Annotated in this window: 11 protein-coding genes; 5 read left to right on the top strand and 6 right to left on the bottom strand. The window is 66.1% G+C overall.

The genetic code is table 11. The features are described from left to right. Window positions 1-132: 132 nt before the first annotated feature. Both aztD and coaE read left to right on the top strand, forming a co-directional pair. Entirely contained in the window at window positions 133-1,362 is a 1,230-nt protein-coding gene (gene aztD / locus ACWETB_RS22755) for a zinc metallochaperone AztD (RefSeq protein ID WP_348807506.1), read from the top strand. Window positions 1,363-1,796: 434 nt separating this feature from the next. Further along, complete coding sequence (gene coaE / locus ACWETB_RS22760; protein ID WP_452213831.1) at window positions 1,797-2,705, top strand: dephospho-CoA kinase; 909 nt, start codon at window positions 1,797-1,799, stop codon at window positions 2,703-2,705. Window positions 2,706-2,729: 24 nt separating this feature from the next. Here the strand turns inward: coaE and ACWETB_RS22765 are convergent, their stop codons facing one another. Both ACWETB_RS22765 and ACWETB_RS22770 read right to left on the bottom strand, forming a co-directional pair. After that, window positions 2,730-3,218 (bottom strand): hypothetical protein, encoded by a 489-nt coding sequence (locus ACWETB_RS22765; protein WP_452213833.1) that lies wholly within the window; start codon window positions 3,216-3,218, stop codon window positions 2,730-2,732. After that, a complete protein-coding gene (locus ACWETB_RS22770) occupies window positions 3,215-3,751 on the bottom strand; it encodes a DUF402 domain-containing protein (protein WP_452213835.1) in 537 nt (178 codons plus the stop codon). Before ACWETB_RS22770 ends, ACWETB_RS22765 begins: the two co-directional genes overlap by 4 nt. Before the next feature lie 74 nt (window positions 3,752-3,825). On the opposite strand from ACWETB_RS22770, the gene uvrB reads away from it, so the two are divergent. Together uvrB and ACWETB_RS22780 are read left to right on the top strand one after the other, a co-directional pair. Further along, the gene (gene uvrB, locus ACWETB_RS22775) at window positions 3,826-5,982 is read left to right on the top strand and encodes an excinuclease ABC subunit UvrB (protein WP_348807501.1); all 2,157 of its coding nucleotides are present in this window, start codon (window positions 3,826-3,828) and stop codon (window positions 5,980-5,982) included. Between the two features lie 127 nt (window positions 5,983-6,109). Continuing rightward, window positions 6,110-6,553 carry a universal stress protein gene (locus tag ACWETB_RS22780; protein ID WP_348807500.1) on the top strand — a complete coding sequence of 148 codons (444 nt, stop codon included), beginning with the start codon at window positions 6,110-6,112 and terminating at the stop codon, window positions 6,551-6,553. 29 nt (window positions 6,554-6,582) lie between these two features. On the opposite strand, the gene ACWETB_RS22785 is transcribed toward ACWETB_RS22780, so the two are convergent. The 4 genes from ACWETB_RS22785 to ACWETB_RS22800 form a co-directional block, all read right to left on the bottom strand. Continuing rightward, window positions 6,583-8,880: a HelD family protein gene (locus ACWETB_RS22785; protein ID WP_348807499.1), complete on the bottom strand. Its 2,298-nt coding sequence runs from the start codon at window positions 8,878-8,880 to the stop codon at window positions 6,583-6,585. Continuing rightward, a complete protein-coding gene (locus ACWETB_RS22790; protein WP_348807498.1) occupies window positions 8,877-9,341 on the bottom strand; it encodes a hypothetical protein in 465 nt (154 codons plus the stop codon). The genes ACWETB_RS22785 and ACWETB_RS22790 overlap by 4 nt, the downstream gene beginning before the upstream one ends. Window positions 9,342-9,583: 242 nt before the next feature. Further along, a complete protein-coding gene (locus tag ACWETB_RS22795) occupies window positions 9,584-10,516 on the bottom strand; it encodes a DoxX family membrane protein (RefSeq protein ID WP_348809993.1) in 933 nt (310 codons plus the stop codon). Window positions 10,517-10,784: 268 nt separating this feature from the next. After that, window positions 10,785-11,471, bottom strand: a complete 687-nt coding sequence (locus ACWETB_RS22800; protein ID WP_348807496.1) for an MBL fold metallo-hydrolase — start codon at window positions 11,469-11,471, stop codon at window positions 10,785-10,787. A gap of 218 nt (window positions 11,472-11,689) precedes the next feature. Between ACWETB_RS22800 and uvrA the strand changes: the two genes are divergently transcribed. Further along, complete coding sequence (gene uvrA / locus ACWETB_RS22805; protein ID WP_452213839.1) at window positions 11,690-14,569, top strand: excinuclease ABC subunit UvrA; 2,880 nt, start codon at window positions 11,690-11,692, stop codon at window positions 14,567-14,569. The last annotated feature ends 131 nt before the right edge of the window (window positions 14,570-14,700 follow it).

Below are 14,700 nucleotides of genomic sequence, written 5' to 3' on the forward strand. Positions count from 1 at the left end.
ACGGCCGTCGGCGTACTCCGCCGCGCTCGCCTCGCCGACGAGCGCGGGCATCTCGTACTCGTTCTGTCTTCCCGGGACATCGGACACATTGTCTTTTGACAATAATTTTCATTAACGGGTTGACTGTCCGTTGTGTATGCAAAACTGACAAATCCGACCAAGATCATCGCCCTGGCATCGGTCGCCTCGTTCGCGCTGGCCGCCTGCGGAACGGACTCCTCCTCCGGGGGTGCCTCGTCCGCGGCGCCAGTGGCCACTGAACAGGAAAGTGCGACACCGCGACTCGCGCTGTCGTATGACGGGGGTGTGTTGATCCTCGACGCGAACTCGCTCGACCAGGTCGCCGACATCCCGGTCGAGGGCTTCACCCGACTCAACTCGGCCGGCAACGGCCGCAACGTGTTCGTGTCCACGAGCGACGGATTCCAGGTGCTGGACATGGGTACCTGGACGGAATCCCATGGCGACCACGGACACTCCTACACAGCAACGCCGGTCATGACGGACATGCGATTCGGCGGCACAAAGCCAGGCCACGTGGTGCCGCACGACGGGCGAATCACGTTGTTCTCCGACGGCACCGGCGAAGTCGACATCGTCGATCCCGATGCGCTCGCCGAGGGGAGAGCCGAATCGACGAGCCATACCGTGCCCGAACCCCACCACGGTGTTGCGGTGGCGCGTGCAGACGACACGCTCGTCGTGTCGGTCGGCAACGAGGACGAGCGCAGCGGGATCGCCATTCTGGATGGTGATCGTCGGGAGATCGCCCGTAACGACCAATGCCCCGGCATCCACGGCGAATCCGGAGCCGCCGACGGAGTACTGACCTTCGGCTGCGAGGACGGCATCCTGATCGTGCGCGGCAACGAGATTCAGAAGGTACAGAGCCCCGATGGGTACGGCCGCATCGGCAACCAGGCCGGTGACGAATCGTCGCCGATCTCGTTCGGCGACTACAAGAAGGAGCAAGACGCCGAACTCGAGCGCCCACAACAGTTCTCGCTGACCGACACCCGCAACGGCACGATCCGGATCGTGCCGATCAGCACCAGCTATAGCTTCCGGTCGCTGGAACGGGGCCCCAACGGAGAGGCGGTTCTCCTCGGCACCGACGGCGCGATCCACGTCTTCGACGTGAACACCGGTGCCGAGATCAGGTCCGTTCCGGCGATCGGTGCATGGACTGAACCCGATGAATGGCAGTCACCGATGCCGAATATGGTTGTGCAGAACGGGGTGGCGTATGTCAGCGACCCGAGCGCGAAGACGATCACCGCGTTCGATCTCGCCGACGGGAAGCGGAAGGATCAGGCACAGTTGCCGCAGACGACCATCGAGTTGACCGGCGTCACCGGCTGAGGCGGCAGGACGGATCGCGATTCTCACGGCCGGGTGGAGCCGAGAGTGGCGCCGGGTTCCGGAGGCGGTCGGTCACATGACCGGGCGGACGTGCACGTCGGTGAGGTTCCGCAGATCCACATCGAGCAATGCCGTGGCGTCCGCGCGCGAGGACATCGGGATCGATCGCCGCCGGGTCCGCTCCGCGATGCCGTCGGTGCGAACCGCCGTCGTCGCGTCCCTCGGTTCATGTGGCATGAACCGAGGGACGCGACGCCGAGCAGTACGGCAACCACGATGCAGCACGACATGGTCTCGCTCCTCCTTCGCCCGTCGGCCCCGTGTCGAGGCGCCCCCTCGAAGAGACGCTGGTCCGAGTATGTCTCAACGTGTGACGATCTTCACCCGCGGGTCGCGTGACCGGTACTTCGTGGCCGTTTGCCACACTGGGAGTCGTGATCCGAGTAGGGCTGACCGGCGGCATCGGCGCCGGCAAATCGACCGTCGCCACCACACTGATCGAGCGGGGTGGCTACCACATCGACGCGGACAAGATCGCCCGAGAGGTCGTCGAGCCGGGGACTCCCGGCCTCGCGGCCCTCGTCGAGGCGTTCGGCGAGGGCATTCTCGCCGACGACGGCACCCTTGACCGAGCCGCGTTGGCGGCCAAGGCATTCGTCGACGATGAGAGCCGCACCACGCTCAACTCCATCACGCACCCGCTCATCGGGGCGCGCACCCAGGAACTGCTCGAGGCCGCCCCCGACGACGCCATCGTCATCCAGGACATCCCGCTACTGGTGGAGAACCATGGGGCGCCGTTCTTTCATCTGGTCATCATCGTCGGCGCCGACGAAGAGCTGCGGATTCACCGGCTGACCACCCAGCGAGGCCTTCCCGAGGCCGATGCCCGCGCACGCATCGCCGCGCAGGCAACCGACGAGCAGCGTCGCGCGGTGGCCGATGTCTGGTTGGACAACTCCGGCACCCCCGGCGACCTGGCGGGCGCGTCGGCGGCGTTGTGGGATCAGCGTCTGGTTCCGTTCGAGGCCAATGTGCGCCACCGGCGTGCTGCCGAGCCGGATCCGAGACTGATTGCGGCCGAACCGAATCCCGATTCGCTCGGCGCTCGCATCACCAACCGGTTGTGGGCGATCTGTGGGGACAAGGCGACGGCCGTCGTGGTGAGCGCCCGGGCAACCGACGATGCACCCACGGAACTCACCATCTCCGCACGTGACGCCGCGGCGGCGGCGGAACTCGAGTCCCTCCTCCCGCCGGGGGGATTTGCCCGCACCGCACCGGATACATATGCGTCGTCGGACCCCGGCAGGCCCGCACGGGTGCTGGTCGCCGAGGGATAGCGGATCCCGAGGTCGCCGAACGCGTCAGGCGAACTGTGCGGACAGACGCGCGTGCCGGTGCCGGAACAGATGGCCGACGAACCACCGCAACACCGGCGACAGCGGACGCAGTGGCAGGCGCGGAAGAAACGCGACCTCGTCGAGTACCTCCGTGGCCTCCGGTGAGTCGGGAGAGGACGGTGAGATCGGCGTGAGTGTGCGATCGTGCCGCCACGACGTCATCGTGAGCATCGATGAGCGTTCCCGAAATCCGATCCCCGGCCGGAGTTCGGCGATGGTCAGGTCGTCGTAGTCCAGGGGTAAGAAACCACCGTAGAGAAGCCAGACCTTTCCGATCCGCACACCGGGTTCGACGTCGGCGATCGTCTTCCCGCGGTGCCGCCGCGGCAGGACCATCCGCAGGTAGGGCATCAGTTCGGCGTTGATGCCGTCCATACTCGCGACACGTTCCCACACGCGGTCGGGCGCAGCGGCGATCACCGTGCGTCGGGTCACCCGCTGTGGCGCCGTCATGGCCGATCCCGCCACGTCATCCGCGTCCCGGTCACATCGTCGAGCCACGCCTGGACGTCGTGTCCGTGGTCGGCGGCGCCCACCAGTGCGCGCGTCGCGATGTCGACCGCGGTAACGGCATCGGCGAGCGGGAGCAATCCGGCGTCGTGCGCGGCGAACACCTCGTCGATGTCGACGAGGTGCAACGGTGTGCCCGGCACGTCGACGAGATCGAGATACCAGTCCTCGGCGTGCCAGCAACCGGCGTCGTCCGGGCCGCCGAACCGGCCGACGTCGAGGTAGAGGCGTTGGCCATCGCGAAACCCCTCGTCGAAATGGAAGATGTTCGCGCGCAGGCCCAGAGTCGGAAGCAGCCAGGATTCGAGGTAGGAGAATCGGGGATGGCCGGGGGTGGGACGGGCCATGTACAGACCCACGTCGGTGGGCCGGTACGCGTCGACCCGTCGGACGAACCCCTTGTTGTCGGTGTTCGTCATCGCTGCGACATCGAAGATCTCGCGTTTCGGTGGGTGCACGTCGACCTCTGTGGGCATGTCTGAGACCTTACGGCCCGCCTGCGCCGACAGCGCGGAACATCGATGTCATAGGTCGCGTTTACCCTGGTGTCATGGCCTTTGCAGCAGAACGTCCGGTGATCGCGCACTCGGAGTACCGCCCGATCGGTGAGGTCGAGCGGACCGAGGGCCACTTCACGGTGGTCAGTGAGTACGAGCCTGCGGGTGACCAGCCGGCGGCCATCGATGACCTGGAGAAACGCATCACGGCAGGGGAGAAGGACATCGTCCTGCTCGGCGCCACCGGAACCGGCAAATCGGCGACCACGGCGTGGCTCATCGAGCGGGTGCAGCGACCCACCCTGGTGATGGCGCCCAACAAGACCCTCGCCGCGCAACTGGCCAACGAACTGCGGGAGATGCTACCGAACAACGCGGTCGAGTATTTCGTCTCGTACTACGACTACTACCAACCCGAGGCATACATCGCGCAGACCGACACCTACATCGAGAAGGACTCGTCGATCAACGACGACGTGGAGCGGCTTCGTCACTCGGCGACGTCCAATCTGCTGTCCCGGCGGGACGTCGTCGTGGTCGCATCGGTGTCGTGCATCTACGGTCTGGGCACCCCGCAGTCCTACCTCGACCGTTCCGTCGAGGTGAACGTCGGCGACGAGGTCGACCGCGACGCACTGCTGCGGCTGCTCGTCGACGTGCAGTACGCCCGCAACGACGTCGCCTTCAGTCGCGGCACCTTCCGCGTCCGCGGTGACACGGTCGAAATCATCCCCTCCTACGAGGAGCTCGCCGTGCGCATCGAGTTCTTCGGCGACGAGGTCGAGGCGCTGTACTACCTGCATCCGTTGACCGGAGATGTTGTGCGACAGGTTGATTCGCTGCGGATCTTTCCCGCGACGCACTACGTCGCCGGCCCGGACCGGATGGAGAAGGCGATGACGAGTATCGAAGAGGAACTCGAGTCACGCCTGTCCGACCTGGAGGGCAAGGGCAAGCTGCTCGAGGCGCAACGGCTGCGTATGCGCACCACCTACGACCTGGAGATGATGCGTCAGGTCGGTTTCTGCTCGGGGATCGAGAACTACTCGCGCCACATCGACGGCCGACCGGCCGGCAGCGCGCCGGCGACGCTGATCGACTACTTCCCGGAGGACTTCCTGCTGGTCATCGACGAGTCACACGTGACCGTCCCGCAGATCGGCGGTATGTACGAGGGCGACATGTCGCGCAAACGCAACCTCGTCGAATACGGCTTCCGGCTGCCGTCGGCAGTCGACAACCGCCCGCTCACCTGGGATGAGTTCGTCGACCGTATCGGTCAAACCGTCTACCTGTCGGCGACGCCCGGACCGTACGAACTCGGGCAGTCCAACGGCGAGTTCGTCGAGCAGGTGATCCGCCCGACCGGCCTGGTCGATCCGGAGATCGTCGTGAAACCCACCAAGGGGCAGATCGACGACCTCGTCCACGAGATCCGCGAACGGACCGAACGCGACGAGCGGGTACTGGTGACCACCCTGACCAAGAAGATGGCCGAGGATCTCACCGACTACCTCCTCGAACTCGGCATCCGCGTTCGATACCTGCACTCCGAGGTCGACACATTGCGGCGTGTCGAATTGCTTCGGCAGCTACGATCCGGTGATTTCGACGTGCTCGTCGGTATCAATCTGCTGCGAGAGGGGCTCGATCTGCCCGAGGTGTCGCTGGTGGCGATCCTCGACGCGGACAAGGAAGGCTTCCTGCGGTCGACGACGTCGCTGATCCAGACCATCGGCCGCGCCGCGCGCAATGTGTCCGGTGAGGTGCACATGTACGCCGACAAGATCACCGACTCGATGCGCAATGCCATCGACGAGACCGAACGTCGCCGCGAAAAGCAGGTCGCCTACAACACCGAGCACGGAATCGATCCGAAACCGTTGCGCAAGAAGATCGCCGACATCCTCGATCAGGTGTACCGGGAGGCCGAGGACACCTCGGCGGGCGTGGTCGGATCGGGGCGCAGTGCCAGCCGCGGACGACGTGCCCAGGGTGAGGTGTCCAAGGCGGCGAGCGCCGGGGTGATCGAGAAGCGCGACGTCTCGTCGATGCCACGTGCCGAACTGGCCGATCTGGTGGCGCAGCTGACCGAGCAGATGATGTCCGCCGCCCGCGATTTGCAGTTCGAGCTGGCGGGTCGACTGCGCGACGAGATCGCGGACCTGAAAAAGGAGCTCCGCGGAATGGATGCGGCCGGGATCTCGTGACTGCTGCCGCGATCGCGGGGCAAAACACCGGGCGTCACACTAGCCTGCTGATCCAGGGCTCCCTAGAGTGTGGGGGATGCATGTGCTCGCCCATACGGGCGGTGCCGAACACGAGGTGGAGGTAGGGATGAGCGCGTATACCACGGTTGTCGTCGGAACCGATGGCTCTGAGTCGTCGATGGCCGCGGTCGATCGTGCGGGGGCCATTGCAGGTGCGAACGCCAAGCTGGTGATCGCATGCGCGTATTTCCCGAACGAGCGGTCCGCGGGTGAAGTCGCCGACGTCCTCAAGGATGAGGCGTACCAGGTGACCGGATCGTCGCCGACCGAGGAGATCTTGCGCCGCGCCAAGGAGCGCGCCACCTCTGCCGGTGCCACGCAGGTCATCCAGCGTGCGGTCAAGGGAGCACCGGTAGACGCATTGCTTCAGCTGGTCACCGATGTCCAGGCCGATCTACTGGTGGTCGGGAACCGCGGACTGAACTCCATCGCCGGTCGACTGCTGGGATCGGTCCCGGCCGACGCCGCCCGTAAGTCCACCTCCGACGTCCTGATCGTTCACACCACATAGGGCGCGCGGACGATCTGCCCGCCGAGAACTCACTCGGTGGGCAGATCCGACAGTTCCTCGGGTAGCTCACCGGCATGCACCACGATGAGCCGTTGCGTGCTGCGGGTGAGCGCCACATAGAGGTCACTGTGCCCCCGGGGGGACTGAGCGATCAGCTCGCCGGGCTCGACGACCACGGTGGTGTCGAACTCGAGGCCTTTGCAGGTGGTGACGGTGTGCACTCGAGGCCTGTCCGCCTCGGGACGATCGGCGAGAGCGTCGGCGACAGCGACGCTGAGGGTATCGGGTACGACGATGCCGGTCAGGCCGGTCAGGTCGGCCCGCGTGGCCGTCGCCACAACGGCCGCGACCAGATGATCGGCGTCGATGGGCACGGCGGTCGGCGCAATTCCGTTGGAGCGCAGTGATGTCGGCGCCGACATCTCCGGGTTCACGTGCCGCAGTACCCGGGCGGCATAGGTCATGATCTCGGCCGGGGTCCGGTAGTTGACGGTGAGTTCGCGCAACTGCCAACGCTTTGCGACATAGGGTGTCAACACCTCGTCCCACGAGGTGGTACCGGCGAGATCGCCGGTCTGGGCGGTATCGCCGATGATGGTCATCCACCGATTCGGGATGCGGCGCATCACCATTCGCCACGCCATCGCCGAGAGTTCCTGCGCCTCGTCGACGATCACGTGACCGAAGGTCCAGGTGCGGTCGCCGTATGCGCGTTCGGCGGTGGTCGCCCGGTTGGTCTGGGTCTGACGGGCGGCGAGCTGCTCGGCGTCGATGAGGTCGTAGGCCATCAGGATCTCGGGATCGAGTTCATCCTCGAGGTCCTGTGGGGCCGAACCGGTCAGGATGTCGAGCGCGTCCTGCGCCTCGGCGAGTTGCCGACGCCAGTGGGCGCGCTCCTCCGCCTCGGCCTCCGCGGTTCCGTAGCCGATCAGTTCGGCGAGTTCGTCGAGCAGCGGCACGTCGGCGGGTGTGAGCGTCGAGTCGTCGGCGGCAGCCGCCCGATACAGCGTCGCGCGGTCGGCGTCCGACCATCCCGGAGTGCACTTTCGCAGAGAATTCGTGTCGGCGAACAGGTCTCGCAGCACATCCTGGGGCGTCAGCGTCGGCCAGAATTCGAGCAACACGGCGCGGATGTCGGGATCTCGGGACATGTCGGTGCGGATGTCGGCGATGTCGCCGGCGCTGAGGAGTTGCGATCCGTCGAGCAGACTCGAACCGATGGCCCGGGCATGTCGTTCGGCGAGTCCGTTGAGCGCGGTGCGCAGGAACACCGACTGCGCTTGATTGTGTGCGCGGCGCGACGACCTCGCCTTGCCGCGTGCGGCCTTGATGAGGTCGGCGTCGACCTCGATCCGATAGCCGTCGAAGAACACGGGAATCGGTGTGCGGGGCAACGACTCCCGAGCTCGAACCGCCCGTTTCAGGACGTCGATCATGCCGAGTCTGCCCTTGACCTCACGCGTTGTGCGGGGTTCGTCGGCGGTGGCGTGCACGCCGGGGAACAGCTCGCCGATGGTGGCCAGCAGGACACCCGATTCACCGAGCGACGGCAGCACCTGTCCGATGTAGTCGAGGAAGTCGTTGTTCGGGCCGACGATGAGAATGCCGCTGCGGGAGAGGATCTCACGGTGGGTGTAGAGCAGGTAGGCGGCTCGGTGCAGCGCGACGGCGGTCTTGCCGGTACCCGGCCCGCCCTGGATCACGGTCACGCCGCGATGCGTGGACCGGATGATCAGATCCTGTTCACGTTGGATCGTCTCCACGATGTCGGTCATCTCGCCGGTCCGGGCGGTGTTCATGGCTGCGACGAGCGCCGACTCGTTGACCACATCGCCGTGTCCGAAGTCGTCGGCGATCGCCTCACCTGCGGTCAGCACCTCGTCGTTGACCGCGCGGACCCGGCGATTGCGCGTGCGAATGTGCCTGCGGCGGGCCACATCCTCGGGTGCCGCGGGTGTCGCGAGATAGAACGGTCGGGACAGTGGGGCGCGCCAGTCCAACAGCAGGGTGGTGTCGGCGGCGTCGTCGTCGAGGACGCCGATCCGACCGATCCGGCGGGTCTCCCCATCGTCGAGATCCAATCTGCCGAAGTACAGATTGTGTTCGGCCGCATCGAATTTGGCCAGGTCGTCGACGTACATGCGCTCGTAGGATTCGCGTTCGGACGCAGCCTGCGGTGTGCCGTCGGACTCGCGCAACGTTGCCGAGAGGCGACGCTCGGTGTTGGCCCGCATGCGGTCGAGGCGGGCGTAGACGAGGTCGAGATGTGCCTGCTCCTCCACGGTGTGCGCGTCGTCGCCGGTCTGGATGGAAGACGACGTACTCACCGCGACGGCACTCCGTGGCCGCTCACGCCCGCGGGGAAACGGAGTCCGCGCGTGCGCATCTGGTCCGTGATACTCGCTGCCCGCGTCGGATTGCCGAGCACGTCGCACACGTCGGCGGCAGGGCCGGCCAACCATGGCGCACCGAGTCGGTCGGACAACCAGGCCAGCACGCTGCGCTGGGGCCCGAACGGAATCGGGGTGTCGGGCGAGGAGCCGAGAACGCCGTGCCGGGACACGTAGATGTGGAACGAAAGCGTCAGCGGTTCCGACGCGACGTAGAGGGGAAAGCTGTGGGAATTCACTGTCATTCGTTGATAGTTGGGTTCGGTCTGGTCGAGGGCGGCCAGTTCGGATGCGGTCAGCCAGGCCGCCGAGGTATCGACGCCGCCGCCGGCACTGCGATAGGGCGTCGCGGGAATATACCCGCCCCGGGCGACATGCGCCGAATGAGAGACCGTCATTCCCTCGATCCGCACCGGGAGAATGCGACGACTCAGACCGGTCGGGTCGAGGCCGGCCCGAGCGAACTTCCGGGACAGTACTGCGGGTGACGCGTTCGACCCGACGGCCACGACCATCGCTGTCCCCGGGATCGGCGATCGACGATCACCGACCCCGGAGACGGCACCGTCCTCGCACCACGGATACAGGTGGGGGGCGAAGTCGGACGGGGTGACCGGGGCGGGCCGGGTGTCGTGCAGCGTCAGGACGCGGCCTTCCGCCAGCGCCGACGACCGGCGTCGGCCGTCTCCTGAGCCTTCTCCTGAGCGGTGGCGGCCAGGGACCGCGCCGATTCGGCCAACTCCGGTGCCTTCTCGCCGAGCCGATCGGCAACCTCGGCGGAGCGTTCGCTGATGAGCTCGGCCCACTCGGTCGATCGGTCGCGGGCGGCTTCGGCCAGTTCGGGTGCGCGTTCGCTGATCAGCTCCGCCCACTCGGTCGATCGCTCGCGCGCCAGCTCGGCCAGCTCCGGTGCGCGGTCACGGAGCAGGTCGGCGAACTCCACCGATCGCTCGCGGGCGACCTCGGCGAGTTCCGGCGCGCGATCACGCACCTTCTCGGCCACGTCCTCGGACTTCTCACCGAGAGCGGTGGCGCCGTCGTGTGTGCGTTCGACGAACGAATCCCAGGCCGAGGTACCGGCTTTGGCGCCGAACGGCAGAGCTGCGCTCACGGCGGCGCCGGCCGCATTGGCCTTGCGCTTGCCGCGCCAGGCCAGCGACGGCTTGCCCTCGGTGTCGGCGGCGGCGATCAGCAGGCCACCGGTCAGGCTGATGTTCTTGAAGAACTGGGTGCGTTGCGCGGCCCGCTTGGCGGGATCGGTTTCCTGCCAGAACGGGTGACCCGCGAACGTCGTCGGTACCAGCGAACCTGCGAGCGCGATGGCGGCCACACGAGGGAACTTTCCGGTGGCCAGCAGTGCGGCGCCACCCACCTGGATGGCGCCGTTGATCCGGACGAGCGTCGCCGGATCACTGGGGAGAGTGGCGGAGACGTTGGGCGGCAGTGCGTTGAGCGAACTCTCGATGAAGTCGCCGGCCATCTCGGCGCGTCCGGCCGGTTTGCGCACGGCGTCGATACCCGAGGCGAAGAAGACGGTGGCGAGCATGGGACGTGCGATACGGCGAAGAATCATCGGTGATACTGCCCTTCGTTCGGTCTGCTGGTGGAACCGGAACCGCGGCACTCGGACACCCGGCTGTTGGAGTGGACGATGTCGATCCGGCGCCTTATCGAGGCTACCCGTCGGTGCGCGGTCCGGTGGTTCGTGTGGTCGCCCCGCCGCGTCCGCGCCGCCGACGGCCGAGCATGTCAGCGGTTCCGTCCGCGCGGGTGGCCGGGCCGGCTCGAGCCCGGGGGCGAGTGCCGTGCCGATGCTCCACCCCTGTTGGAGGAACCGGGTCTCACCAGCCGCGCTCGCGCCACTCCGGCAGCGCGGGGCGTTCGGTACCCAGGGTGGTGTCCTTGCCGTGCCCCGGATAGACCACGGTGGAGTCGGGGAAACGATCGAAGATCTTCGTCGAGACATCGTCGATGAGGCGATCGAAATCACCTGGCTCCCAAGTTTTTCCGACGCCACCGGGAAAGAGTGAGTCGCCGGTGAAGAGATGGACGACACCATCGGCGGGATCGGTGAGTGCCAACGCGATAGAGCCCGGGGTATGACCCACCAGATGGATTGCGGTGAAGGTGAGGTCGCCGACCGTGAGAACGTCGCCGTCGTCGACGAGGAGATCGGGGGTGATGGGTAACTCGTCGGCATCGAAGCGTCCGGCCGCGGTCGGTGCACCGGTGGCGGCGGCGACCTGTTCGAGTGCCTGCCAGTGGTCGAAGTGTCGATGGGTGGTGACGATGAGCTTCGGCGTACCACCCAACTGGGCGAGGACCGCCAGGATGGTGTCGGCGTCGTTGGCGGCGTCGATGATGAGCTGGTCGCCGGTGGCGGTTGAGGTGACGATGTAGGCGTTGTTGTCCATCGGACCGACCGACACCTTGACGATCGTGGCGTTGGACAGGGTTCGTCGCTGTGGACCCGATTCGGACAGGTCGCCGGTGTAGTTGTCGGTGATGGTGATCTCGGCTGAGGACATGAAAACCAAGCGTAGCCCCGACGGCTGCGTGATCCGGCGGCGTCGCAGGGATCGACATCGGAGCAGGTCGACGATGCCGCGTATCGTGGGATGCCGGTGCGCTGATGGGTTCGGCGCCGCAGAAGCTTGTTTCTCACCGGATTGTCGGTGGCCCTCGCTACGGTGATCCGCGCGGGGTGCCGCAAGCCCCGACAGCCGAGTTCGTAGATAGGAATGTAGTGGTTGATCGCCTGATCGTCCGCGGAGCGCGTGAGCACAATTTGCGCGGAGTCGACGTGGACCTCCCGCGTGACAGTCTGATCGTTTTCACCGGTCTGTCCGGGTCGGGGAAGTCGTCCCTCGCGTTCGACACGATCTTCGCCGAGGGACAGCGTCGGTACGTCGAGTCGCTCTCGGCCTACGCCCGCCAGTTCCTGGGCCAGATGGACAAGCCCGACGTCGACTTCATCGAGGGACTCTCACCCGCGGTGTCGATCGATCAGAAGTCCACCAACCGCAACCCACGCTCGACGGTCGGCACCATCACCGAGGTGTACGACTATCTGCGTCTGCTCTACGCGCGCGCAGGGAAGGCGCACTGCCCGGTGTGTGGTGCCGAGATCGCCAAGCAGACGCCGCAGCAGATCGTCGATCAGGTCCTCGAGATGTCGGAGGGCACCCGATTCCAGGTGCTCGCGCCGGTCGTCCGCACCCGCAAGGGGGAATTCGTCGATCTGTTCGCCGAACTGCAAACGCAGGGCTTCTCCCGTGCGCGTGTGGACGGCGTGGTGCATCAACTGTCCGATCCGCCGAAGCTGAAGAAGCAGGAGAAGCACGACATCGAGGTGGTCGTCGACCGCCTGGCGGTCAAGCCGAGTGCCAAGCAGCGACTGACGGACTCGGTGGAGACCGCATTGCGGCTCGCCGACGGGATCATCGTGCTCGACTTCGTCGATCTGGAAGAGGACGACCCGCATCGTGAACGGCGGTTCTCCGAGCGGATGGCGTGCCCCAACGGGCACCCGATCGCCATCGACGACCTCGAGCCGCGGTCGTTCTCCTTCAACTCGCCCTATGGCGCCTGCCCGGAATGCGATGGCCTCGGCATCCGCAAGGAGATCGACGAGGATCTCGTCGTCCCCGATCCGGACCTGTCGCTGACCGACGGTGCGATCGCCCCGTGGTCGTCGGGTCACAACGCCGACTACTTCGTGCGTCTGATCAGTGGTCTTGCCGATCAGATGAACTTCGACATGGACACGCCGTGGAAGAAGTTGCCCGCGAAGGCGCGCAACGCGCTGCTCAACGGCAGCGACCATCAGGTGCACGTGAAGTTCCGTAACCGCTACGGCCGGACGCGCTCGTACTACACCGAGTTCGAAGGCGTGATGGCCTTCCTCAACCGCCGGATGGACCAGACCGAGTCCGAGCAGATGAAGGAACGCTATGAGGGGTACATGCGGGACGTGCCCTGTCCGGTCTGCGAGGGAGCCCGACTGCGCCCGGAGATCCTCTCGGTGACTCTCGACCACCCGACCGCGGGTGAGATGTCGATCGCCCAGGTGTGCGCGCTGTCGGTGGCCGACTGCGCGGTGTACCTCGACGGTCTGGCCCTCGATGAACGCCAGAAGGCGATCGCCGGCCGGGTGCTGAAGGAGGTGCAGGCCCGCATCCGTTTCCTGCTCGACGTCGGACTTGACTACCTGTCGCTGGCCCGGGCCGCGGGCTCGCTGTCGGGCGGTGAGGCACAACGCATCCGGCTGGCCACGCAGATCGGCTCCGGCCTTGCCGGCGTCCTCTACGTGCTCGACGAACCGTCGATCGGTCTGCATCAGCGCGACAATCGCCGACTCATCGACACCCTGACCCGGCTGCGCGATCTGGGGAACACCCTCATCGTCGTCGAGCACGACGAGGACACGATCCGCTCGGCCGACTGGATTGTCGACATCGGCCCACGGGCCGGTGAACATGGCGGTCAGGTGGTGCACTCCGGCAGTTACAAGGACCTGCTCAAGAACCGCAAGTCGCTGACCGGTAACTACCTGGCCGGGCGGGACACCCTGCCGGTGCCGGCCATTCGACGGCCGATCACCAAGAATCGGCAGCTCACCGTTGTCGGTGCGCGTGAGCACAACCTCCGCGGCATCGACGTGTCATTCCCGCTCGGTGTGCTGACCGCGGTCACCGGGGTGTCCGGCTCGGGCAAGTCGACGCTGGTCAACGACATCCTCGCCACGGTGCTGGCCAACAAGCTCAACGGCGCACGTCAGGTTCCGGGCCGTCACACGCGGGTGAACGGGCTCGGGAATCTGGACAAGCTGGTCCAGGTCGACCAGTCGCCGATCGGACGGACACCGCGTTCCAATCCGGCCACCTACACCGGGGTGTTCGACAAGATCCGCACGCTGTTCGCCGCCACGACCGAGGCCAAGGTGCGTGGTTACCAGCCCGGCCGATTCTCGTTCAACGTCAAGGGCGGTCGGTGTGAGGCGTGCACCGGTGAGGGCACCATCAAGATCGAGATGAACTTCCTGCCGGACGTGTACGTGCCGTGCGAGGTGTGCGACGGTGCCCGCTACAACCGAGAAACCCTCGAGGTGCACTACAAGGGCAAGACGATCTCCGAGGTCCTCGACATGCCAATCGAGGAGGCCTGCGAGTTCTTCGAACCCGTCACCTCGATTCACCGCTACCTCAGGACACTCGTCGACGTCGGACTCGGTTATGTCCGGCTCGGGCAGCCTGCGCCGACGTTGTCCGGCGGTGAGGCGCAGCGCGTCAAACTGTCGGCCGAACTGCAGAAACGATCCTCTGGCCGGACGGTGTACATCCTTGACGAGCCGACGACCGGTCTGCATTTCGAGGACATCAAGAAACTTCTCGATGTGATCAACGGACTTGTCGACAAGGGCAACACGGTCATCGTCATCGAGCACAACCTCGACGTCATCAAGACCGCGGACTGGGTCATCGACATGGGTCCCGAAGGGGGCGTCGGTGGTGGCACGGTGGTCGCCGAGGGAACGCCCGAGGACATAGCGGACACCCCGGAGAGCCATACCGGCAAGTTCCTAGCCGAGATCCTCGACGACGAACGGGTCGCCTCCGCGGGCTGACAGGCGCACGAGGTTGCCGGAGGCGTGTGGTTCTCCGACCGGTGCGGCCGAGGATGTGCACCATGGACAGCGCGACGACCACTCGTGACGGTTTCCCCATTCCCGGTTCGCGTCTGTTGACGGTGCGCGAT

This window comes from Gordonia sp. NPDC003950 (assembly GCF_053605205.1).